Genomic DNA, 22554 nt, shown 5'->3' on the forward strand with positions numbered 1-22554 from the left:
CGATGATTCGAGGCAGGACCGTCGGCGTATTGGTCCGCGGCATTTCCGTCGCACCTCATCCGGTGAAAACGGGAGTGCTATGGGCAGTTGATGACCTGCCCGGCGTAAGTCAGCCCGGCGCCGAAGCCGAACAGCAGCACCGGCGCGTCCGCCGCGATTTCCCTGCGCTCGATGAGCTTCGACAGCGCCAGCGGGATGCTGGCGGCCGAGGTGTTGCCGGATTCCGTCACGTCCGTCGCGACCACCGCGCCGATCGCCCCGATCTTCCGGGCCAGCGCTTGGATGATGCGGACGTTGGCCTGGTGGGTCACGACCCCGCCGAGGTCGGCGGGGTCGACGCCGGCGCGGCGGCACGCCCGCAGGGCGATCGGAGCGAGTGCGGTGGTGGCCCAGCGGAACACCGCTTGGCCCTCTTGCCGGAACACCGCGGGCAGCGCGCCGGGGCCGGCGGTTTCGAGCGTGATGCAGTGCCGCTTCGCCGGGGCGGAGCCCCACACCACCGGCCCGATCCCGGCCGGGGCGTGCTCGACGACGGCGGCGGCCGCGGCGTCGCCGAAGATCACGCACGTCGAGCGGTCCGTCCAGTCGAGGAAGTCGCTCATCTTGTCGACACCGATCACGATCGCCCGGGCCGCGGCGTCCGCCCGGATGGCGTGGTCGGCCGCGGCCAGCGCGTAGGAGAAGCCCGAGCACGCGGCGTTGAGGTCGAATGCGCCGGGCGCGGTGATCCCCAGCCGTTCGGCGACCCGGCAGGCGACGCTGGGCATCTGGTCGAACGCCGTGCACGTCGCGACGATCACGAGGTCGACGTCGGCGGCGCTGCACCCGGACCGCCGCAAAGCGGCTTCCGCGGCGGCCGTCGCCATGTCGGCGACCGACTCGCCGGGGGCCGCGACCCGGCGGCTGTGCACGCCCACCCGTTCGCGGATCCACGCGTCGGACGTGCCGAGCCGGTCCGCGAGTTCGTCGTTCGTGACTGTTCGGTTCGGCTGGTAGTGCCCGAACGAGATCGCTGTCGAGCCGGTCATCGCATTCTCCTCGTCGAGTCCACCTGGTGTTCGGGCCGACCGGCACCGCGGCTTGGCTGATCCAATGTGGACAACTTCGCTGCGCTCGTCCGTGTGGGTGACCAGTTGGGTTTCTCGTCACAACACCAATCCGCGCAGGCCGGCCGGGACGAACTCCTGGTGACACGCCGCCGACCGCGGCACGTGACTCGGCGCCCGCCGGGAAGGACAGGTGCCATGACCGCCCGCGCAGTCGCGCTCCGCACCGTCCCCGGCACGGGGCCGGAGCCGGAGAACACGCCGGAACAGCTGCTCGCCCGCGCCGCCCTCGGCGACGAGCAGGCCTTCGCCGCGCTCTACGACCACCTGGCCGCGCCGATCTTCGGCACCGTGCTCCAGGTCCTGCGCTCCCGCTCTCACGCCGAAGAGGTCACCCAGGAGGTCCTGCTCGAGATCTGGCGGAAGGCGGCGACGTTCGACGAGCGACGCGGGCGCGTGCAGACCTGGGCGCTGACCATCGCCCACCGGCGCGCGATCGACCGCGTCCGCTCCGAGCAGTCCGCCGTGAACCGGGAGGAACGAGCCGACCGGCTGGACCTGCGCCGCCCCTACGACGACGTCACCGAGACCACGCTGAACCGCCTCGACCACGCACAGGTCCGTGCCGCGCTGGCCGTCCTGACCGAGCTCCAGCGAGAGTCGATCCTGCTCGCCTACTTTCAGGGTTACACCTGCCGGGAGGTTTCCGAAAAACTCGGTGTCGCGATCGGCACCGTCAAGACCCGCATGCGGGACGGACTGGTCCGCTTGCGCGACGCTTTGGGAGTGCACCGATGACCACCGCCGACGCCCACATCCTCGCCGGCGCGTACGCCCTCGACGCGGTCGACGACCTCGAACGCGCCGCCTTCGTCCGGCACCTGGGTGAATGCCCCACCTGCGCGGGCGAGGTCGCCGAGTTCCGGGAGACCGCCGCCCGCCTCGGTGCCGACGCGGCGGTCGTTCCTGACCCCGGCCTGCGCCGCCGCGTGCTGGCCGAGATCTCCCAGACCCGGCAGCTGCCGCCCCGCGTCCCGGCCGAACCCGCCGTTCCGGCACGACGGCGCCCGTGGCGCAAGCGCGCGCTGATCGGGATCGCGTCGGTCGCCGCGTCGGCGGCGGTCCTCGTCGGCGGGATCAGCATCGGGCTGGACCACTCGGTCCCCGGCAGCCCGGTGCCGGTGGCAGACGGCGGCGCGCTGACGTCCGCGCCGGACGCGACCACCGTGCGCACGGCCGTGGCCGGCGGCTCGGTCTCGGCCACGGTCTCCCGGCAGCTGGGCAAAGTCCTCGTCGCCGCGCAGGGCTTGCCACCGCTGGACGCCGGCCACGCCTACGAGGTGTGGCTCACCGGGCCGGGCGCGCCGCGGTCGGCGGGACTGGTCGGGCCCGGGGGCACCATCGAGGCCGTGCTGCCTGCCGGCGTCGACGGTGTCTCGGTGACGGTCGAGCCCGCCACCGGAACGCTGCAGCCGACCACACCGCCGGTTGCGGACCTCGCGGTCAGCTGAGCTGGTCTTCCCGCAGGATCTGCTGCGCGTGACCCGCACCGTCCCGACGACGGCGGTCGACTGGGGGGCGGCGACTGGGAAACGCCGGTGCGCCACACAGTCGGCGGTGTTCTCGGTGCCGTGGAACTCCGTTAAAATCTGCTGAGCCGACCACCTCATGGCAGTGGCCGTGAAACGCATCCTCCGGCGGGCCCGAGCTGACGATTGGAAGGGGCAAACGGGCAGCCCGCCCTGCGCGGGTTGCCGGCGGAGTGCGGAGTAAGGCGCATAAGCCAGCGGACGATGCACGCGGCCGCTACTGCAAGGCACGCCCTCGCCTCGGCGTCGTGGCCCTGCAGTCCAGCGTGATCGAGGGGAAGACCTACGCGTAAGTGCCGACGGGTATGATCACTCGAGCTGAAGATCGGTGACGAACTTGAGTGTGGGGTTATAGATCAACTCGGTCTCGGACACAGTATTACCCCACGGATCGCGAAACGCGATCTTGGAACTGGGGTGCTCGGGGCCTAGCTCGAATCGATCTCTTTCAGGCGCCATCCGGTGCCGTCGTAGACGATGATCTTTCCTGAGTCGCGCAGTGTTGCTGCCACGTGTCTGTGTCGTGTTCGGGCAGGCTCGAGCCTGGTGCAGCCGTCGCTGATCTGGCCTCCAAGTCTGATGTTGATCTGATCGATGAGATGGTCTTCGCGGATGTAGAGCGTCTTCGGCCGCGGCTGGTCCGCGCGCTGGGTGCTGGTGTGGCCATGGCGGCAGCGGTACGTCGGTCGCCCATGGTTCCAGTGCGAGTCCAGCCGCCGGTCGCAGACACCGCAGTGGATCAGCCCGGCCAAGGCGAACCGGCGAGCCCGGCCGTCACTGGCCGGTCGCGCCGCTCGGATCTGCTGGGCGGCGATGAAGTCCTGTTCGGTGACGAGCGCCGGATGGGCGACCTTCGCTGACAGGGCCGGCGTTGCGGCTGGGCCTCTGGTGTCTGTGGCGCGGCGGTTCCAGGTCTGGCGGCCGGTGTAGCGCGGGTTCGCCAGGATCACGGCGACCGTGCGTAAGGTCCAGGCGCCGCGGGTTCGGTGGCGGTTACGATCCGGGTCGGCATTGGACGGGCAAAGGATGCCGCGCTCGTTGAGATGCCGGGCGATGCTGGCGACGCTGTGCCCGGCGAGACGTTGCCGGAACATCCAGGCCACGTGTGGTGCGGTTCGTGGGTCGGGGGTGAGCCGTTGGAGCCGTCGGCCCCAGCGAGCGTCGGCGGGGTTGGGGTGGGGGCCGGCGTCGACGAGACGGTAGCCGTAAGGTGGGCGTCCGCCGAGGTAGCGGCCCTGCTGGGTGGCCTGGTTGTGCATCGCCGCCAACACCCGGTGCCGGGCGCGGAGCACTTCGCGCTGCGACTGGGTGGCCAGCAGCGACATCAGCGCCCGATGATCGGAGTTGCCGAGATCGACCGGGCCCCCGGTTTCGGGCAGCCAGAGCTGAATACCGTGCCGGGTGCACCAGGCGTAGAGGGCGCTGAACTGGGTGCCGGTGAAGGCGCGTTCGTATTCGCCGACCACGATCGCATCGATCGCGGACTCCGGGCTGGAGGTCTCGGTCATGAGCTGGGCAGCCTGGGGGCGTTGTCGCCATGGGACGCGGCGTGAGGTGCCGGCGTCGAAGTAGGTGGCGACGACATGGCCGTGGCCCCCGACCAGCTCATCGGCCATGTCGCGTTGCCAGCCCTGTGATGAGACGCGGTCTTGATGGCGGGTGGTCGAGGTCCGGCCGTAGAAGGCGAACCGCAAGCCACTGCCGTGGTCGGGGCGGGCAGTAGTGGTTGTCGGCTTCTTGCTTTTCATCCACTGCGCCAGCAGGTCGGCCGTGCCGGCGGGTGGTGCGGTCTCGTAACGCGAGGGCGGGTGCGGTGGGATCACGCTGGACGGATGTCGCGGCTGTGGGGTCATGACGGCGCGCTCTGAGCGGTTCATCCGATCAGCGCAGTCAACGCGTCATCTAGCCCGCGGTGCTCCCGACGCACGCGTTTTTCGCAGCTCCGGAGGTGAGGGTGGGGCGTCGTCTCGCAGGCTCGCCGCCGGCCAGTGGCAGTGAGCGCTCATGTCGTAACTCAGCTCGGGGCGACGTCCCACGTCTCCCTCTTGCTCCGAACGAGTGAACTTGAAGTTTCAATTTATTACCCTAGGTAACAGTGGTGGGTCAGTCGCTCACTGCGGTCACCAGCGGAAATGATCGTGAACATCGTCGGCTGAGTCCTTTTCGTGACCGGAAGCGGTTTTCGGGCACTGTTACGCGCGGGATGTGGATGTCGACGAATGCCACAGAGCGTGACGCGTTCCGTTGCGTCGCCGCTGGACTGAAAGAGGCAGCCCCGTGTCTTACGCCCCCATGCCGCCGTCGGTGCCGATGCCGGTGGCGAACCAGCCCAAGAACGGCCTCGGCACGGCCGGGTTCGTGCTCGGCCTGATCGGGTTGATCTTCGCGTTCATCCCGATCATCGGGATCGTCGCGTGGCCGCTGGTGATCCTCGGGCTGATCTTCGGCATCGTCGGGACGCTGCGCGCCAACCGGGGCCAGGCGAGCAACAAGGGGCTGGCCATCACCGCCGTCGTGCTGTCGGCGATCGGGCTGGTCATCTGCGTGCTCTGGACCGCGGCCTTCGGCAAGGCGGTCAACGACGCCGCCAACGGGATGCCCGCCGCTGCCCTGACCAGCTCGGTCGCCGCGCCCGACCACATTCAGACCACCAGCCCCAACCTGAACGACGCCGCCGCTTCGGCCGCGGCCACTGCTCCGGTCGAGCCGCCGGCACCCACCACGAGCGAAGCACCCAAGTTCCCGCCGCAGGTCGAGCAGGCCCGCGCCTCCGCCCAAAACTACCTGAGCTTCACCGCGTTCTCGCGCAACGGCCTGATCCGGCAGCTGTCCTCGTCGGCCGGCGATGGGTTCCCGAAGGACGTGGCGACCCAGGCCGTCGACAGCCTGTCGGTGGACTGGAACGCGCAGGCGGTCAAGTCAGCGGAGAACTACTTGAGCTTCACGTCGTTCTCGTGCTCGGGGTTGAAGCAGCAGCTGTCATCGTCGGCGGGTGACGGCTTCACGAAGGCCCAGGCCGCCTATGGGGCTGGCCAGACTGCAGCCTGCAAGTAGATCCGCCGCAACCAGCGGGAGTAACGGATGTCCTCACCCATACGACCTGTCGCGAAATTGGTCGCCGGTCGTCGCCGAGCACGGGAAGTCGAGCGTTTCGCGCCGGGAAGCGGGTAAGGCGTTCCAGCAACGCGGCCGGCGTCTTCTATGGGGGCGCGTCGCGTTGACCATCGCCTGATGCGTAGCCGGAAGTAGCGGACGGGGTCCTCGCGGAGGCCTCAGGTAACGGCGACGATAAGTGGACCAGGTTGTCGTCCATGACCGCGTGGAAATGCGAAACGGGCAAAGGAATCTGTGGATCAGATGCTGCGGTGCGTGCTGACAGTCGCCCGGAGTTCGGCGAGCTTGGGAACGAGGGCGGCGTCGACGGCGAGCGGATCGCGGGCGTTGAGCTCCTGCATCGCACGGCGTTCGGGCAGCTGGGTGTTGATGTCGATGCGGCGCTCCTCCAGTCCGGCCACGATTTCCGCGACCACCTCGTCGACGGGCCGCAGGCCGTAGCCCAGGTCTGCGCCGGCTCGGGTCGTGGCCATCATGGGCGTGTCGACCGGGCCGGGTTAGACCGAGGCGACGTGGATGCCGCTGCCGTACAGCTCGTGCCGCAGGGCTTCGCCGAAGCGCATGGCTCCGTTCTTTGTGGTGGCGTACGTCGCGTAGAACGGCGTGCCGACCAGGCCTGCGGCCGAGGGAATCCGGACCAGGGCGGCGTTTTCGTGTGCCGCGCCCGCGGCGCGGAGGTGTGGTAACGCCGCCCTGGTCGTGAGGACGGCGGCCAGCAGGTTGAGGGCGACCATGGCCCGGATGTCCGCCACGTCGATGTCCTCAAGGGGCCGCCCGGACGTTGCCCGCGTTGTTGATCAGGACGTCGAGGCCGCCGAGCGCCTCGGCCGCTTCCGCGACGACGCGGTCCGGCTCTCCGTCGGCGGTGAGGTCGGCGGTGATTGGGCTGCTGGTGCAGGTCCAGCCAGGCGTCTTCGAACGCCGCGGCGATCTCGCAGGCGGTCTCGGTTTTGCCCTGGTAGCCGCCGCCGGTGATCATCAGCCCGGGCCGGGCCGGGCCGGGCCGGGTCGTGGGCTTGTGCTTGAGCGCGTTGGTCTGCAGCCGCGACCGCATGATCCGCCCGACCGTCTGCGACATCGGGGTTTCCTGCATCGGCAGGTTCGCATGGGTCGCCGCGCGGTGCAGGACATGCAGCGCCCGCCGCCGCGGCGACAGCCCACGGTACTCGGCCAAGGTTAGTGCTGGTGCCGGCGCGAAGTCGTGCCGGGCCAGCCGCCACCGGCACCAGCCCTCGAGCGTTTCGCGGTCAGGGATCTCGACGGGCAGCACGAAGGTTGTGGCGGTGTCGGATCTGGTCGTCACGCGGTGCGTTCGGTGTCGGTGTCCACAACGTCATCGGTGAGCAGGAACAGGTTCCGGCGCCGGTCGGCGCCGCCGAGGCGGGCGGGCAGGCGCAGCGGGTGCTCGGCGAGCGCGGCGTGGCGGCGGCGACGATCGCGGCGCGCGGGGTGGGCAGGGCGAGGAGGTCCTTGGCGGTGTTCTGGCTGAACTCCCGGCCGAACACCCACACCACGACGAGCCCGAACAGCAGCGTGCCGGCGACCGCGATCGTCTGGGCCAGCAGGGCGAAGTAACCCGGCCAGTCCGCGGTGCCGCCGGTGAGCGCGGCCTTGGTACCGAGCAGACCGAGGGCACGGGCGCGGCGCACGTCCTGGAGGATGAACATGACCAAGCCGCCGAAGCCGGCCGCGATCGTGAACGCGAGCCCGGTCGTCCACGGCAGCCGGGACCGGCGGGCTTTGAGCACTTCGGCCCACACGGCGGCGTTCACGCGACGCCGACCAGGCGGAGGAAGCACGTTTCGAGCTCGTCCTGCTCGACGGCGAGCCGGGTGGGTGGGCACCCCGCCTCGACGAGCAGCGTGGCAACCTCGTCCGGGTGCCGGACCGCCCGGTCTCCCGCGAGCACGAGCCCGCGGTCGTCCTCCGCGGTGAGGTGCCCGGCCGCGTGGAGCACCGCGGAGGCACGGGCGCGCTCACGGACGGCGACGTGCAGCCGGGGGCGGGCTTAGGCGATCAGGTCCACCGCGGTGCCGTCCCAGACGAGCCGGCCGCGGTTCAGGACGCCGATGCGGGTCGCGAGGCGGGTCACGTCGGTCAGGATGTGGCTGGACAGGAACACGGTGACGCCGTCGCGGTGCGCGAGGTCGTGCAGCAGCTGCCGGTCCTCGATGACGCTGGCGGGATCGAGGCCGTTGGCCGGTTCGTCGAGGACCAGCAGCTCCGGCCGGTGGACAAGAGCTCTGGCGAGGCCGAGGCGCTGTTTGTTGCCGAGCGACAGCGTCCGGACGCGGTGCCGGGCGTGGTGCTCGAGGCCCAGCCGCGAGATCACCGCGCCGACGGCCTTCTCGTCGCGCAGGCCGTGCAACCGGGCGACCAGCCGGACGTTCTCTTCGACGGTGAGGTCCGGGTACGCGGAAGGTGTTTCGACGAGGTAGCCGACCCGGGACCAGACGGCGTGCACACCGGCCGGACAGCCGTACCCAGCACCGACACCTGGCCGCCGGTGGGTCGCACCATGCCGAGGAGCATCCGGATGGTGGTCGTCTTGCCCGCGCCGTTGAGGCCGCGCAGGGCATGGACCTCGCCTAGTCCGACGTGGAGGTCGAGCCGGTCGACCGCGACCACGTCGCGGTACCGCTTGGTCAGGCCGATCGCTTCGATCGTCATGGAAGCCTCGTTTCGCACGCTTCATCATGACGCCGACCAGGCTTCCCGGCACGCCGACGTGAACTCTACCCCGCCAGGAGCGATGCCCTGCGTTCTACACTTCTCTCATGCATGGTGTCTGGCGATCCCAATGAACCCGAGTTGGGCGAACGTGCTGTGGTTCCTCGCGGCGCTAGCCAGTGGGACGGTCCTCAGGCAGGTTGTGCAGCCGGCAGTCCTGACTTTCGAAAGGCTGTTGGATCGCCGTCGTGTCCGGGTGCGGCTCGAGGGCCTGCGCGTAGCCGACCGGCCCCACCCTGGCAAAGGCGATTTCACGCAGGTCGTCACTCGGCTCCCGGCGGAGGAGCCGGCCACGAGGTTCTTCTACCTCACCGACCTGCACCTCAAGAATATGCGGTGCTTTCCCGGCGCCCACGTCTCACTGCGGTTCCCGGGCGAAGGACGCAACCTCCGGTCGCCGAACGTCAACCTCCTGCTCGGTGACAACGGCTCCGGGAAATCCACCGTGTTGCGCGCGGCGGCGATGGTGGCGCTGGGACCGGTCCTGAGCAGCTCGGGGTTCGTGCCCTACCGGCTGGTGCGGGAGGGGAAGTCCTTCGCCACGGTGACTGGTGCACTGGCATTCGGTGGCCCGCGTGAGCCTGAAGCCTTGTTGAGCGAAGTCACCGTGGACCGTAACGGCGATTACGAGGAGATATACAGCGAGACGGACGGGCCGTACTGGCGTGAGCTGTACGACGAATCCTCTGCGTTGTTCTTCGTCGTCGGGTACGGGGTGAACCGGCGCGTGGCGGACGAATCGCGCGCGGACCCCTCGCTTGAGAAGGGCCGCAGGCGACGTCGCTATCAGCGGGTGTCCAGTCTGTTCGACGAGAGCGTCTCGCTGGTGCCATTTGGCTCCTGGTTACCCGCGGCCGGGCGCAGGCGGTCGGCTGAAGTCCGAGACCTGCTCGACGAACTCCTCCCCGGGAAAGCCCACTTCGACGGCGCGTTCGAGGGCGAAGAGCCGGTCTTCGTCCATCACGGCCTGGCCGTTCCGTTCCGCGCCCTGTCGGACGGGTTCCGCTCCTACCTCGGCTGGCTCGGCGACCTGATGTTCCACCTCAGTGCGGTGACCCCCGAGCACACCCCGCTGCGCGACACCGGCGGCATCGTCCTCGTCGACGAGATCGACCTGCTGCTGCACCCGGCGTGGCAACGCGTCGTGGTGCCGACGATCAGCAGGATGTTCCCGAACATCCAGTTCATCTTCACCTCCCACAGCCCGCTGGTGGCGGGAACCCTCGAAGCCGCGAACATCTGCGTCGCGAGGGAGACCGACGACCCGTCGGCGTCGTCGCTCGACCGCGTTTCGGCCGAAGTCCACGGGCTCAACGCCGAGCAGGTCCTCCTCAGCTCGTACTTCGAGTTGAAAACGACGCGCTCGCCCGACGCGGCGAGGTCACTGGAGGAACTGGCTCGCCGAGCGGTCGATGGGAGTTCCGAAGACCGGCATCGCTATCTGCGTGCCCTTGCCGAGAGGCTTCCCCTGGAGGACTCCGGGCGATGATTCGGCTGACGATCGCGAACCATGACCTCCTGGAGCGGATCGAGACAGTCGCCGCGGACTGGTTCACCCGCGCACGGTTGCTCACGGGCCAGAACGAGCGGGCGGGCGCACACGTGACGGCGACACCGATCTGGTCGGAGGTACGGGCTGTACTGGCGCGCCTACAACGCGGCAAATGCGCGTACTGCGAACGCAAGCTCGGCTCATCCGGCGACGAAGTCACGATCGACCACTTCCGGCCCAAGGGCAAGATCGCGGCTTGGAAGGGGCGAGCTGCCGATGTGGGCGGTGCCTCCCGAACCGGGTACTTCCTGCTGGCCTACGACCCGCGCAACTATCTCGCCGCGTGCCGGCGGTGCAACAACAAGTGGAAGGGCAGCCGGTTCCCAACTGCCCGGTCCCGCCGCCTCGACACGGCAGAAGCCGACTTACTGGCGGAGGAACTGCCGTACCTCGTGAGCCCGGCCGACCCGGAAGACATCGATCCCGAACGCCTGATCGGGTGGGACGGGCCGATGCCCATTCCGGCCGATCCGGCAGGGCGCGACCGCGCGCTCGTCACGATCGACGTCCTCGGGCTCGCCCACGAAGACCTGGTCAAAGAACGGCAGCTCGTCCTCCGCAACGTCTGGCTGGCCCATCAGAACGCCCAGGGTGAAAAGCCGGACGTGCTCGCGAAGGCGATGCTCGACGACTGGTGCTCCCCGGCCAGCGCGCACTCTGCCTGCGCCCGCCGGTTCCGGGAGCTGTGTGACGAGAATCCGGCTGCGGCACGGCGGCACGTCGAGGTGGCGATGCAGTCGGCGAGCGTCTAGATCGTTCGGTCCACGACATCCATCGCCGGGAGGAAGGGCTCGATTCGCAAGCGTGCGACGTCGCTTCGGTAAGTCTTGCTCGCGTTGCCGCTGTGGAGCATCCGAAGCCGGTTCGATCCGACCCGGAGCAACGGGTGGACGGCCACCGGGAGTACCGCGCCCGAGGCGGCGCGGTCGCCGGCCCAGCCGAGCATCCCGCCGACCGCTTCGACGTGCGCGACCAGATCGGTGTGGTTGCGCACGAGGCAGCCCAGCGGATCGTTCTGCAGAGGCTGTCTGATGCGCCCGGCGTTCCAGAGGGCATGTCCTTTCTTGAGCACGTAGACCCGGGCGCCCAGGTTCGTGTCGGAGTTGGCTTCGACCAGCTTGGCCGGGTTGAGCGGGCCCGGCGGCCCCAGCCCGGCCAGCCCGGCGACACACGTCTGGACGGTGCCCGAGCCGAGGTCGAACTCGGCGGGGTTGCCCGCACCCGCGATCGGCGCCGCGACTGTGCGGACCACGTCGGGGCCGGGTTCCGGAGCCGGGAAGCCATCGTGCGTCAGCAGCGCCGCGGCCTCTTTTCGCAGATCGCTTGCGATCCCGCGCAAGGAGCGGTTTGCGGTGTCCCCCTCCGCGGTTCCCCAGTGCGTGCCCGCGTACAACGCGGCGACGGCGTCGGCGAGCGACGCCATGGGCCATGTTCCCGACACCCGTACGCCGATGATGACGGATACGGCGGCCGGGTACAGCAACACGCGGGAGCGCGCCGTGGTGCCCACCGGGCCCCGTAAGTCCGATCGGTGCCACATCTGGAACGGCACCAGGTGCTCCCACGCCGAATCGTGTTTCGATCCGGGGGCGAGGCCCAGTTCACGCAGAGCGGAGGCAGCGCCGAGGTAGGAAGACCAGAACCTGCTCCAGCTCGGGCGATCGATGGCTGTGTGCCAGGGCAGACCGAGTTTGTCACCACGGTGGTCGAACGTGGCAGCGTAGCCCGCGCGCCTGGTCAACCGTCCTTGCTCGCCCGCGAGCAAGGACGGGAACACCGTCGTCCAGCTGACGGTGAAGGCCGCTTCGTGGATTGTCGCCATCGTTCTCCTGTATGCTCTCCTCGACTACCCACATGGTGGGGGAGCGGCCGGCTTCGTCCGGCCGCTCGTTTCTTTTCCGGTCATTCCGACGACGAGACTTCGACGAGCGCAACCGGTTGCCGGTCGATGGTCACCTCAGAATTGGGCATCTCGGCGACCTCCGCGATGTCGCCCGCCTTGTAGCGCAGCCGGTCGTTGGCGCTTTGCCGTCGAAGGGCCCACCACAGCTTGAGGGTGTTCCCCGACGTGGCCAGCGCCTCGATCTTGCTCTTGTCCGTCAGAGCCGGCTCGGTGACGATTCGTGGCGCGACGAGAACGCGTCCGCCGCGCTTCGCCAGTAGCACGCCGCTGTCGTCCCCGGCTCGCACACGCAGGAACCGCGCGTCGCGACCGAGGAACCCGCGTAGCCCGAGCTTGCGCAGCAGGACCCGTTCCGTGTCACCGGGCTGCGGTATCAGCGCGGCCCGGCGGCAGTGGTTGACGAAGAAGAGGAGGCACGCGACCAGCCACACCGCCACGCCCAGCAAGACGCTGTATGCGAACACGAAGTAGAAGTCGAGGAATCCGTAGGCGTGCCAGTAGTCACGGCGGTAGCGGGGAAAGATCTCGGCGGTGAGCCAAGGGTAGAGGAGGGCGATTGCGAACGAGAACGCGACGCCGAGGATCCCGGTGACTGCCGTGGTGCCGACGACACCGCCGGTCTGGTCTCCGACGGGCGTGGTCGATCGCCAGGGGGAGCAGCGCCTGATGAGGGTGAAGCTGGTCAGTACGAAAAGAACGCCGGGTAGGACCAGGAAAACGGGGAACCCGACAGCTTGGAGAATTTCGGACTCACCGAAAACGTCGACGGTGAACGTGGTCGCCGCCACCACGCTTGCCTTGGTTCCGGTGGGGCCGGCCACGTGGACGACGATGCTGAGGGCGCGCGGCCCGGGGGTGACTAGGTCGCTCGCGGTGAAGGTGATGGGAAGCAGCAGCTGCTGCCGGGCACCGATGCCGAACGCGCAGTCCGGCTTGGCGACCGTGTGCCCGCCCTCGGCCCTGACGTCGGTTCCGCCGGGGCAGAGGACGGAGACCGACGTCGACGCCGGCGCGGTCACGTCGAGCGAGGTCACCTCGACGTCCGAGTCCCGTGGATTGCCGATCACTAGGGACGCGGAGCCCGGCCGGTTTTCGTTGATCCGGTCGACCGCGGAGTCGATCTTGGTTTCGACGAGCACCGGGCTCGCCGCGGCCTTGACCGCCAGCACTGCCGAGGTCGTTCCCCGAGGGGAGCCCACGATGAAGGTCACCGAGGTGTCTTGCCCGCTGCCTTCGGCGGTGCGGGTGACGCTGAATTCGACCGCTCCGGAGGCGCCCACAGCCAGTACCACGGATCTGCTTGCCAGCTCGACCTTCAGCGACGTGTCCGACGGGACCGGGCGAACGTCGACCGAAACCTGTTCCGCTCCGCCGTTGACGATCGTCAGCGCGCCGGCCGCCGTCCCTCCCGCGACGAGGCTCACCTGTTCCGGCGTTGCGGCAGCGGTCACGGTGTCGGCCGCATCGGCAGGAGCCGAGGCGAACCAGGTCGCGAAGAACCCCGCCAGCACGAAAAGCGCTGCGCCGATCACCCTGACCGGTGACGTCGATCGCATGTGTCCTCCGCGGAGCGGGCCCGGCCTGGGCGGACGCCGGCTGCCGCTTGTGTCGCCAGCGGCGGAACATCCGTTACGACCCTCGGGTGTCGGCTTTGAGCCGGTGCCGTTCGTAGGTCACGCCGTTCGGATCACGAAGGTGGGATTGCGCTGGTCGATGTCGACCAGCCGTCCGGCGTGCCGCATCATCGGCCTTAGCCGCCACCGGCGCTGTGCGCGCCAGCGGCGGATTGCTCGCCGTAACTCGTGTGAGTGAACTTCCGAGTTTTCGACCAGGCCTCCGAACAGTGCCGTGATTACCGATCCATTGGTCGTGACCAGCGAGAACGCTGCTGTGGCGACCCGACTCGTAGTGGCTTCGTAACTGAAAAGTTGCTTTCGCGGCTGTTGCGCATGCAGCTTTGATAGCGACCGATGGCGCAAGGCATGACCGCTTCCGGTCGCAGCTCCGCTATGCCAAAGGGAGGCAGTTGTGGCGCGTGCTCACGGATACCCTCGACTGGCCACGGCTGTGGCTCAGCCGTACGCGACCCGGTTGGAGAAGGACAGCTTCCGCTGGCTGTCCATGAGCAGGCGATCGCCGCGTCGGGCGCGCCTACGCGCTTTACGGGTCGGTGATCAGAGGAAGCGCCATGACCTGGTTTGAGGAGGTCGCGCCACAGGTCCGGCTGGTCCTCGCGACCGAAACCCAGCCGGGACTGCGGCGGGCTCAAGTTGGTGCAGCCTGGGCCTTGGGTGCTGCGCTCATGTCCGGCCGCCCGACTGCGGCCATGGCAGTCCTGCCGACCGGAACAGGAAAGTCTGCAGTTCTGGGGCTCGTGCCACTCCTCGTCGCGACAGACCGGCCGGTACTTCTCGCCGCTCCGAACCGGCTGGTGCGCGACCAACTCGCTGAGACTCTGAAGACGCAGTACACGCTCAAGCAGCTCGGTGTAATCCCGCGCAACACACGAGAACCCCAGGTCACAGTCGTCCAGCACCGCTTGGCGACGGTGGACGACTGGATTGAGGCAGCCCGGGAAGCTGACTTCGTGATCGGTACCCCGGGCGTGCTGTCTCCGTCATATGCCGAGGTTGCCAAGCCGCCGAGAGGACTCTTTCGCACGGTGCTGGTCGACGAGGCGCACCACGTTCCTGCAAAGACCTGGACGACATTGCTCGAGTCCTTCCCCGGAACTCAACGAGCGCTGTTGACCGCGACACCAGTACGTGCCGACGGCAAGGAGATCAACGCGGAGATCGTCTACTCATACGCCCTCGCTGATGCCTTGCGAGACGGGGTCATCGCTCCGGTCACGTTCATACCCGTCGCGCGAACTGCGGACCAGAGCCGCGACGAGGCCCTCGCGGCGGCTGCGATCGAGAGGCTGCGCGACCCGGAACACCTAGCCGGACGAAGCCTGCTGATCGTCCGTGCGGGACGGATCGACGAAGCCAAGGCTCTGGTCGAGGTCTACCGCGCAGCCGGCGCGGAACTGGCGTTGGTCACCGGGCAGACCACGCCGGGGCAGCTGCAAAAGATACTGGGAAAGCTCGAAGCGGACGAGCTCCACGGCTTGCTCAGCGTCGGCGTGCTCGGCGAAGGGTTCAACTTCCCCCGGCTCAAGATTGCTGTCTATCACCGCAAACACCAGTCGCTCGGGCCGACGCTTCAATTCGCCGGCCGCGTCAACCGCGCTGGAGGGAGTCTCGGCCCGGCAGAACTGCTCGCCGTGCCCGGCGAGGACATCGCTGATGAGACACGTCAGCTGTATGAATCCGACGCTGACTGGAGTCGCGTCCTGGCCGGCCTCGCCGACGCGGCGATCGAGGGTGAACGAGACAGGCGACGCTTCCTCGGCTCCCTAGGTGATCTACGGCAACGACGCCTCCTCCCCGAACCGTTGTCCTTGGCTGCCCTCCGCCCGGCCAAGGACGTCACGGTCGTCCGCATCACCGCGTCCGACAAGGCCGGGGTGAAACTTGGCAATGTTCGCCTGACAGAACAACTTTCCGGTGAAGTCGTGCTTGACCGGGTCACCAACGACCAGCGCATGCGGATCATCGTCACCGCCAGGGAGAGGCGGCCACGCTGGATCAGCAGCGATGCGCTGGACTCCGAGGAATACGAGCTCTACATCGTCGTCATGGACCCGGCCGAACCGCTGCTGTACGTCCACGCTCCCCGGGGCTCGGCAGCGACCAGGATCGCGGAGGCGTTGGGTTTCACGGACTTCGCTCCTGAAGAGACCGGCTGGATCGCTCGTTTCTTGAATGGTCTCAATGTAATTTCGTACTTTTCTGTCGGTATGCGTGCCACCCGACTGCCCGGGGGTACGCTCGCGACGTATCGAACCTTGGCCGGAACCTCAGTGGGTGCGGCTGTTTCAGCCACCGACAGCATCGCCTACGCGGCAGGTCACCTTATCATGCAGGCCAAGGATCCATTCCGGGACGGATCGGCTTCGGTGACGGTCGGCGTCAGTATGGGCCGCGCAAAGGTGTGGAGTGCCGGGAGCACCGACCTGAGCGGCTTTCGCCGCTGGTGCCAGGAAGTAGGTCGTCTTGGTCGGACGCCCAGTGACGATACGATGGAAGCCCCGCGCCTGGGTTTGCGCATCCCTCAAACGCTGCGGGAGTTCCCGCTCGACCCGCTCGCCGTTCAAGTCGACACCCGAAGCCTGGTGGATGGCGCGACATTCGAGCTGAACAGACGCCGCGTCCCTTTGGCCGAGTTGGAGCTCGTGCCACAGCGCTTGAGCTCGTCCGCCCTTGAAATCAAAGGACTCGCCGGTTCCGCGCTCGCGCTTCACGCCACGATCGGCATCGAGGGGAAGCTGACCCCGCTTGCCGATGACCCGGGCCTGCCTTGCTATCTCGACGGCGCGTACGCGAGCGTCTCGTTACCCGAAGCTCTTGAACTGCACTCCAATCTCACTGTCTACTACGCAGACGCGTCGAGCAGCAACGGCATCGGCTCTACACCCCACCGAACGTACACCTGTCTTTCCCGGCCGACCTCCTCGTCAGGGCCGACTGGTCTGATGTGGACGTTCGGCACGAAGGCAAGCCAGGCCGTAACGGCAAGAAGAACATCCACGAAGCGATGGCAGATTGGCACGTGTCGGTGCTGACCGGAGAATCTCGCGCCTGGGTTGTCAACGACGACGGATCAGGCGAGATCGCAGACCTCGTTGTGATCAGTCCTCCCGCCGCATGGTTCACAGAAGACGGAGGCTTCGTGGCGCCGATCGCCGATCTGCCGAAGGCGCCGGTGCATGTGACCTTATGCCACTGCAAGTTCGCCGGAAGCGACGTGCCGAGAAGGCAGCTCAAAGACCTGGACGAGGTTGTCGGTCAAGCTCATCGCTCTGTTCGCTGGATGTCAAATCCCCGAGTCTTTTGGGAGACGTTGGCGGCACGGTTCGGAAATCGCGCGAAACTTATGAAGGGAGACAGTGCGCTGGTCGGTGACGCCCTCAAGTACTTCGCGACCAACATGCCGGATACCCAGGTTGCCCTGCAAGTTGTCCAGCCCGGCCTCGACATCGCAAAGGTGCCCGGCTGGGTGGCAGGTGAGATCCTGCTGTCCTTCTTGTCGGACGCGGCAGGCACGGTAGGTGCCGCCGTCACTATCGTAGGTGCCTGAGCTAGGCGTCGCGGTGGTCGGTTGTACCCTTGGCTGAGGCGGGATCGAGAGTACCAACCGTCCCAGCGCGGGGGCGACCGACCCAAGCCTAGTGCTGAGCGGAGACCAGGTCGCCGTTGAGATGTCGCCCCTTGAGAATCCCCACTCGTGTTCACTCTTGCTGAGGTCGAACGCCTCATGGAAAAGGACTCCCGAACCGGCGAGGCCCTGAATGGCCGCTACTTCTGGTGCTCCGACGGACTCATCGTTCGAGACGCAGGCATCGACAACATCATGCAGGTGCTGCCGGCCTGCTCGATTGTGGTGACTTCACGCAGGTCCTGCAACGGCTCAACGACGACTGACCGTCCGCCCCATTCTGAAACGATCAGTAAGTTGAAGGGGCTGGTGATTGGCGAGGGTGCGGCTTCGAGGAGACCTTGTGGCGTGGTTGGTGTCGGAACGGGCCAGTGGCCGCGCTTGGAGGGCAGGCGACAGCGATCTTGCCTGGGAGATCGGAGGCTACGACATGGTCCGGTTTGAGTTGCATGTCTTGGATGAGGAGATCGTCGGCACGCCGGACGGGCGGCCAGGCTCGACACCGGCTGCGAAGCCGCGACCGGCGTCCTGATCGAGCTGGTCGTGGGTGGAGCAGAAGATGCTGCACCCACGACCAGCCTCAGCTCTTGATCTTCGCGCCGCCTTCCCCGGCGTCGAGTTCGCTGGTGAGGAGTGCGAAGCCGCTGATGGTCATCAGGCCGTCGAGGACGAGAGGGCCGATGGTGGCGGCGATCGGTTCGTGGTGCTAGGCGGTGAGGACTGCGTGGATGTGGCCGTAGGAGATCGTGAACGAGCCGATCGCCACGATGGTGCCGATGCCGTAGCGGACCGTGTTCCAGAACCAGGTCTGTCGCCAGCTCACTCTGGTGAGCACCTCGACGGTGACGATCAGGGCGATCGGCCATACGCCGGCGCCGATCTGGGGGCTCAGACCTGGCGGCTGTGAGCTGGCGGGCAGCCGAGTGTGCGGGACGTTGGCGGCGATCGAGGTGACGGAGCCGAAGGCGAACCAAGCCAGCTCACGGCCTGCCCGCCACCAGTTGCTCTGTCTGGTGGCTCGCACGGCCGGCTCCCCGGAACGGAGAGAACCGGCTGATGTGCAGGGTCGTCAAGTGGCCGCGTCGGCACGCGGCCTGGCGCCAGATCGGATGCCCTGGCGACCGGTGCCGTTGGTGAGCCAGCCTCCGTCACCGCTCGCCGTGCCGCCAGACTGGTGGCTGGGCGATCGCCAACCAGACGGCGGGAGCCCGATGTGGGACGGCTGCCTACCTGTTTCTGACGCACCGGCCGTGCTGGCGGCGTTGATCTTCTCGACAGCTTGGCGGACGTGGTGCGCACTGAGCCCGGTGGCATCGGCCAATTTGCCGCGACCGGGCTTTGGCGCGCCTTGCCTGCGGGCGGTCTCGTACTGCGCCAGGACCTGCTCGACGGGGTCGAGACCCACGAGGGCGTTCATCGGTCACCTCGGACTCGATCGGACTCGTCAAGGCGCTCGCTCGCGCCTGCGAGAGGTGGCCTGATCTCACGCCTGCCGAGGTCGACTGCGTCGGCCTCCAGAGGTGCGAGTCCGGCCAGGGGATGTGGCTCCCCGGAGAGCGCGGACAGGGCAGCTGCGACTTCGTGGATGGTTGCCGAGGTGTAGGTCAACGTCACGCTGCCGCGGTCGCTCGTCGTGCCGGGGTTGGCGTGTCCTGCGTAGGCTGCCGCGACTGCGTAGCCGAACGAGCGCTCGACCCAGGTCAACGTCGTGTACCGCAGCCAGTGCGACGTGACGCCGAGCGCCTTGGCCCACGGCAAAATCCGCCAGATCCGATTCCAGAACGTCTGGTAGTTGTGGTAGCGCATGGGGGCACCGCTGCGTAGGCGCAGTACCTGGTCATTCGGGTCATGACCGGGAACTCGGGAGTTGAGGTGCTCCTGCAGCGCGTTGAGCAGGGTCGGTGAGACAGGTTGGCGACGGTTCTTGCTGCCCTTCTCCCGCAGCAAGATGGTGCAGTCCATGGGGTTGAGGTCTCGGCGGCGCAGTTTCAGCGCGCCGCCGACGCGGCAGGCTGTCTCGCTGTGCAATCGCAGCAGGAGGCTGTCGAAGAGCGGGTCGGGGCCGGAATTGGCGGCCGCTCGGTTGATTTCGGTGACTTCGCGAGGTGTGAGGGCGCGTCGCTTCGTGTTCCGGTGCCTGCTGTTCTTGATGGTGGCCACCGGGCTCTCCGCCAAGGTGACCAGCTTGTCGCCGGCGGCGCACCGGTAGAGGCACTTCACAGCGTCGATGAAGAGCGCTCTCGCTCCCTGGCCCGTGTAGCTCGGGGATTTCGCGGCCGCCCGCTGCTGAACCAGGTTGGCCAGCTGGTTGATCTCCGAGGCGAGGGGCTCGTCGATCGGTCGATCGCCCCACTCGTCGACCAGCACCTGCCAGTAGTACCTCCAGGTCTTGCTCGAACTCTCGGAGGTCGTCTTCTCGACTTCCGGGACGTACTCGGCGAACGTCGGCACCACCTTGGGTTTGGCGAGGTCGGCGACCTGATCCAGGGACAGGCCGAGCTTGGCGAGCACGATCTCGGCCGCCGCGGCGACGGCTCGCTCGTCGATCGGGGGTCCGGCGTTCATGATCGACCGCCTTGCAGGTTCGCCTCGTGGTGTGGTGAGAGCAGGCGATCGAGCTCGGGCATCGTGTAGATGACGAGGGCGTCGTGGACGCCGCTGGCGGCGAGCAGGAGGCGGTCACCTGGGGTGATTCCGCAGCGTGCGCGCATGGGGGCGGGAAGGCGGATCTCGCGCCGGGCCGTGAGGCGGTACCAGCCGGTCGCGGCGCGGCGGTACGTCCCGAGGCTTGCGCCGATGGTGGTCAGGTCGAGTGCATCGTCCGCTGTCCAGCCGAGCTCATTCACGATGGATTGTTCGGAGACGCGGCCTGACCGGTCGACGCGTGCGATCGCGTACGACCACGTGGCTTCGGCCGGCGCGGACGGTACTTGGGCGAGCTCGGGAGCGGCCGTCGACCGTCCGCGGCGATGTTCGGTTGCAGGGGGATGAATATCGGGTATGAGGGCAGGAACGACGCGCTCAGCCACGAACCCACCGCCGTGCTGCCGTGGAGCTGGTGGCGCCGTGGGCTTGACCGTCGGCGATCAGGCGGTCGCAGGCCGGAGCTGAGACGCCGTCTCGCTGGTGAGTGGTTACGCAAACCACCGACTTACCGGTTGCTTTCCCGACGAGACGATACGCGGGATCAGTCCCCGAGTGGTGGCACCATGCGCAGGATCATAGCCACAGACGAGGGGAGGAAGCTGACTGCTCCACTTGGGGGGTACCGGTCCAGGTGATCAAAGAGGTCGGGTCTTGACAGCACAAACCATCGGCTGCCGGATCCGGTCCCATCGCCCGGCTGCTGCTGGCTCAGAACTCTTCGTCGTGGATCATGCCGCGCAGCCGGGTCAGCGCGCGGTGCTGCGTCACGCGGACGTTGCCCGCGGAGATCCCGAGCGCTTCGGCGGTTTCCTGGGCCGAGAAGCCGACCGCGATGCGCAGGGTCAGGATCTCCTGCGGCACGCGCGGCAGCGAGGCGAGCAGCCGGCCCAGGCGGGCGCCGAGGTCGAGGTGCAGCGCGTGGCTCTCGGGCTCGTTGCCGGCGACGAGCGGGCGCTCGGGGAGCTCGGGGACGGGCTCGGAGCGGTCGCGGGCTTCCACCCGCTGACCTACGCCCAGATCATCGGGGTGACGTTCAAGATGGTGGTGGGCGTGGGCAACTGGAACGCGTCGGCGGCGATCAACGTGCCCGGACGGTCGGGGGACCAGCGTAGCTCGCACTTCCGTGATTTGAAATCACTGTGGGCTTCGGGCGGGCGGAACCTGGACGTCCGGAGCCGGCCGGCGGTGAGGCCCGGTCCGCCTGGCACCCCGGGTCCGGCAGCAGCACCGCCCGCTGCCGGATCCGGTCCACCAGACCCGCCTGCGCGACGATCGCCCGGCCTTCCAAATCGGACGGCGCGCCGTCCCGTACGCGCGACACGAAGCGTCTCACCACGGCCGCGAACTGGTCGTCGGGTGGCAGTGTCCGCTCTTCGATCCCGGTGCCGCTCTCGATGCGGATCACCGGGGCGTGGCCGGCCGGTGGTGTGTACGCCCACAACGCCGTGATCCGGCCCTGCTCGCCGGTCAGCTCGTAGCGGGAGCGGTACCCGTGGCGCATGCCGAAGGTCACGTGCGCCGTTCGGCCCGCCGGTCCGGTCAGTACCGCGGACCCGCCTACGTCGACGCCCAGCCGGGCGTCGACGTTCAGCGTCGCTCCGGCGACGTCGCCGTCCTCGCCGAGGAAGTCCAGGGCCGTGCGGACCGGGTACACGCCGATGTCCAGCAGTGCGCCTCCGCCGACCTCCGGGTCGTAGCGCATGTCGCCCGGTGCCGGCGCGGGGATCGTGAACTCCGCCGTCAACGAGCGGACGGTGCCGATGGCCCCCGTGGCGACCGCTTCGCGCACCGCCGCGTGCTGGGAGTGGCAGCGGAACATGAAGTTCTCGAACAGCGCCAGCCTGCGCTCGGCCGCGAGCGCCACCAGGTGTTCCGCGTCCTTCGCCGTGGTGGCCAGTGGCTTCTCGGCGAGGACGTGCACACCCGCCTCGAGCGCGCGCTCGACCCATTCCGCGTGCAGGGCCGCGGGGAGCGGGAGGTACACCGCGTCGAGGTCGCCGCGGGCCAGGAGGCGGTCGTAGCCGGTCACGGCCTCGCCGCCGAACCGGGCCGTGAACCGCGCGGCCTTCTCCGGCGCACGGCTGGCCAGCGCTACCACCGCGACGCCGGGGTGGCCCGTCAACGCCGGGAGCATCTTGCGCCAGGCGATGCTCGCGCAACCCAGGACGCCGACGCGGAGCAGGCTCATTCCGGTGCCTCTCGACGGAAGGAAGCGGCCGGTCGGCCGTTGGGGGTGGAGCCGACCGGCCGCGAGACGTCAGCCGAACGAAATCACCGCCGAGGCGACTTCGCTGTAGGACTCGTTCGCCGCGCCCACGAAGCAGCCGTTGGCGACCGTGGTGCAGTCCACCGGGCCCGACGCCGTCGTGAGCACCTCGTGCACCACGAACGACGTCGACACCGCTCCGGTGGCGTCGGTGGTCGTGGTCTGGCTGCCGGTGTCGCACACCGGACCCGTGGTTCCGCCGGCGCACTCCCAGATCGTCACCGTCTCGTTCGCCGAGTAGCCGGCGGCCGACACCGCCACCGACGCTCCGTCGGCCAGGCCCGTGGCCGGTGACACCGTCACGCTCGGCGCTTCCGGTGCCGCAGCTGCCGCCGTGCCGCCCGCGATGACGACGGCGAACGCCGCCGAGGCTGCCGCGAAGAACCGCACCTTGGTGGTTTTGGACATGCAGGAACACTCCGAATCATCAAGGGGAAAGTACAGGT

20 protein-coding genes and 4 pseudogenes are annotated in these 22554 nt (G+C 68.2%); 8 read left to right on the plus strand and 16 right to left on the minus strand.

Annotation, left to right across the window (positions count from 1 at the left end; all coding sequences use genetic code 11):
- Positions 1-77: 77 nt before the first annotated feature.
- Positions 78-1028, minus strand: a complete 951-nt coding sequence (locus QSK39_RS52215; RefSeq protein ID WP_285485315.1) for a beta-ketoacyl-ACP synthase 3 — start codon at positions 1026-1028, stop codon at positions 78-80.
- A gap of 216 nt (positions 1029-1244) precedes the next feature.
- Between QSK39_RS52215 and sigK the strand changes: the two genes are divergently transcribed.
- Complete coding sequence (gene sigK, locus QSK39_RS52220; protein WP_285485316.1) at positions 1245-1844, plus strand: ECF RNA polymerase sigma factor SigK; 600 nt, start codon at positions 1245-1247, stop codon at positions 1842-1844.
- Positions 1841-2557, plus strand: a complete 717-nt coding sequence (locus QSK39_RS52225) for an anti-sigma factor (protein ID WP_285485317.1) — start codon at positions 1841-1843, stop codon at positions 2555-2557. Before sigK ends, QSK39_RS52225 begins: the two co-directional genes overlap by 4 nt.
- A 506-nt stretch (positions 2558-3063) precedes the next feature.
- On the opposite strand, the gene QSK39_RS52230 is transcribed toward QSK39_RS52225, so the two are convergent.
- Positions 3064-4512, minus strand: coding sequence for a recombinase family protein (locus QSK39_RS52230; RefSeq protein ID WP_285485318.1), 1449 nt, complete (start codon positions 4510-4512; stop codon positions 3064-3066).
- A 400-nt stretch (positions 4513-4912) separates the two neighbouring features.
- Here QSK39_RS52230 and QSK39_RS52235 point away from each other — a divergent pair, with 400 nt between their 5' ends.
- On the plus strand, positions 4913-5689 hold the full coding sequence (locus QSK39_RS52235) for an Ltp family lipoprotein (protein ID WP_285485319.1): 777 nt from the start codon (positions 4913-4915) through the stop codon (positions 5687-5689).
- A 299-nt stretch (positions 5690-5988) separates the two neighbouring features.
- Here the strand turns inward: QSK39_RS52235 and QSK39_RS52240 are convergent, their stop codons facing one another.
- The 6 genes and pseudogenes from QSK39_RS52240 to QSK39_RS52265 form a co-directional block, all read right to left on the minus strand.
- On the minus strand, positions 5989-6222 hold the full coding sequence (locus tag QSK39_RS52240; protein ID WP_285485320.1) for a hypothetical protein: 234 nt from the start codon (positions 6220-6222) through the stop codon (positions 5989-5991).
- A 24-nt stretch (positions 6223-6246) separates the two neighbouring features.
- Positions 6247-6513: pseudogene (locus QSK39_RS52245) on the minus strand (SDR family NAD(P)-dependent oxidoreductase); the annotation flags it as partial.
- A 483-nt stretch (positions 6514-6996) separates the two neighbouring features.
- The gene (locus QSK39_RS52250; RefSeq protein WP_285485321.1) at positions 6997-7521 is read right to left on the minus strand and encodes an ABC transporter permease; all 525 of its coding nucleotides are present in this window, start codon (positions 7519-7521) and stop codon (positions 6997-6999) included.
- Positions 7518-7706, minus strand: a complete 189-nt coding sequence (locus QSK39_RS52255; RefSeq protein WP_285485322.1) for a hypothetical protein — start codon at positions 7704-7706, stop codon at positions 7518-7520. The genes QSK39_RS52250 and QSK39_RS52255 overlap by 4 nt, the downstream gene beginning before the upstream one ends.
- Positions 7707-7757: 51 nt before the next feature.
- Complete coding sequence (locus tag QSK39_RS52260; RefSeq protein ID WP_285485323.1) at positions 7758-8213, minus strand: ABC transporter ATP-binding protein; 456 nt, start codon at positions 8211-8213, stop codon at positions 7758-7760.
- Positions 8214-8275: 62 nt separating this feature from the next.
- Positions 8276-8419 (minus strand): annotated as a pseudogene (locus QSK39_RS52265) (ATP-binding cassette domain-containing protein); the annotation flags it as partial.
- Positions 8420-8570: 151 nt separating this feature from the next.
- Between QSK39_RS52265 and QSK39_RS52270 the strand changes: the two are divergent.
- Together QSK39_RS52270 and QSK39_RS52275 are read left to right on the plus strand one after the other, a co-directional pair.
- Entirely contained in the window at positions 8571-9968 is a 1398-nt protein-coding gene (locus tag QSK39_RS52270) for an AAA family ATPase (protein ID WP_285485324.1), read from the plus strand.
- Entirely contained in the window at positions 9965-10783 is an 819-nt protein-coding gene (locus tag QSK39_RS52275; protein WP_285485325.1) for an HNH endonuclease family protein, read from the plus strand. Before QSK39_RS52270 ends, QSK39_RS52275 begins: the two co-directional genes overlap by 4 nt.
- Here QSK39_RS52275 and QSK39_RS52280 read toward each other — a convergent pair.
- The gene (locus QSK39_RS52280) at positions 10780-11853 is read right to left on the minus strand and encodes a hypothetical protein (RefSeq protein WP_285485326.1); all 1074 of its coding nucleotides are present in this window, start codon (positions 11851-11853) and stop codon (positions 10780-10782) included. The two genes, QSK39_RS52275 and QSK39_RS52280, sit on opposite strands and share 4 nt — an antisense overlap.
- 80 nt (positions 11854-11933) lie before the next feature.
- Complete coding sequence (locus QSK39_RS52285) at positions 11934-13490, minus strand: hypothetical protein (RefSeq protein WP_285485327.1); 1557 nt, start codon at positions 13488-13490, stop codon at positions 11934-11936.
- A gap of 632 nt (positions 13491-14122) precedes the next feature.
- On the opposite strand from QSK39_RS52285, the gene QSK39_RS52290 reads away from it, so the two are divergent.
- Together QSK39_RS52290 and QSK39_RS52295 are read left to right on the plus strand one after the other, a co-directional pair.
- Positions 14123-16603, plus strand: coding sequence for a DEAD/DEAH box helicase (locus QSK39_RS52290; protein WP_285485328.1), 2481 nt, complete (start codon positions 14123-14125; stop codon positions 16601-16603).
- Positions 16591-17118 carry a hypothetical protein gene (locus tag QSK39_RS52295; RefSeq protein WP_285485329.1) on the plus strand — a complete coding sequence of 176 codons (528 nt, stop codon included), beginning with the start codon at positions 16591-16593 and terminating at the stop codon, positions 17116-17118. The genes QSK39_RS52290 and QSK39_RS52295 overlap by 13 nt, the downstream gene beginning before the upstream one ends.
- A 784-nt stretch (positions 17119-17902) precedes the next feature.
- Here QSK39_RS52295 and QSK39_RS52300 read toward each other — a convergent pair.
- The 4 genes and pseudogenes from QSK39_RS52300 to QSK39_RS52315 all read right to left on the minus strand — a co-directional run.
- Complete coding sequence (locus QSK39_RS52300) at positions 17903-18220, minus strand: hypothetical protein (RefSeq protein ID WP_285485330.1); 318 nt, start codon at positions 18218-18220, stop codon at positions 17903-17905.
- A gap of 389 nt (positions 18221-18609) precedes the next feature.
- Positions 18610-19761, minus strand: coding sequence for a tyrosine-type recombinase/integrase (locus tag QSK39_RS52305; protein ID WP_285485331.1), 1152 nt, complete (start codon positions 19759-19761; stop codon positions 18610-18612).
- Positions 19758-20225, minus strand: a complete 468-nt coding sequence (locus QSK39_RS52310; RefSeq protein WP_285485332.1) for a hypothetical protein — start codon at positions 20223-20225, stop codon at positions 19758-19760. Before QSK39_RS52310 ends, QSK39_RS52305 begins: the two co-directional genes overlap by 4 nt.
- Before the next feature lie 325 nt (positions 20226-20550).
- Positions 20551-20844 (minus strand): annotated as a pseudogene (locus tag QSK39_RS52315) (sigma factor-like helix-turn-helix DNA-binding protein); the annotation flags it as partial.
- Positions 20845-20880: 36 nt separating this feature from the next.
- Here QSK39_RS52315 and QSK39_RS53230 point away from each other — a divergent pair.
- A pseudogene (locus tag QSK39_RS53230) lies at positions 20881-20937 on the plus strand (hypothetical protein); the annotation flags it as partial.
- Here QSK39_RS53230 and QSK39_RS52325 read toward each other — a convergent pair.
- Both QSK39_RS52325 and QSK39_RS52330 read right to left on the minus strand, forming a co-directional pair.
- A complete protein-coding gene (locus QSK39_RS52325; RefSeq protein WP_285485333.1) occupies positions 20921-22030 on the minus strand; it encodes a Gfo/Idh/MocA family protein in 1110 nt (369 codons plus the stop codon). The pseudogene QSK39_RS53230 and the gene QSK39_RS52325 overlap by 17 nt on opposite strands.
- 69 nt (positions 22031-22099) lie before the next feature.
- Complete coding sequence (locus tag QSK39_RS52330) at positions 22100-22516, minus strand: enediyne antibiotic chromoprotein (protein ID WP_285485334.1); 417 nt, start codon at positions 22514-22516, stop codon at positions 22100-22102.
- Positions 22517-22554 lie beyond the last annotated feature (38 nt).

Origin of the sequence: Amycolatopsis sp. NBRC 101858 (assembly GCF_030269325.1) — a bacterium.
Taxonomy (GTDB): Bacteria; Actinomycetota; Actinomycetes; order Mycobacteriales; family Pseudonocardiaceae; genus Amycolatopsis; species Amycolatopsis ponsaeliensis.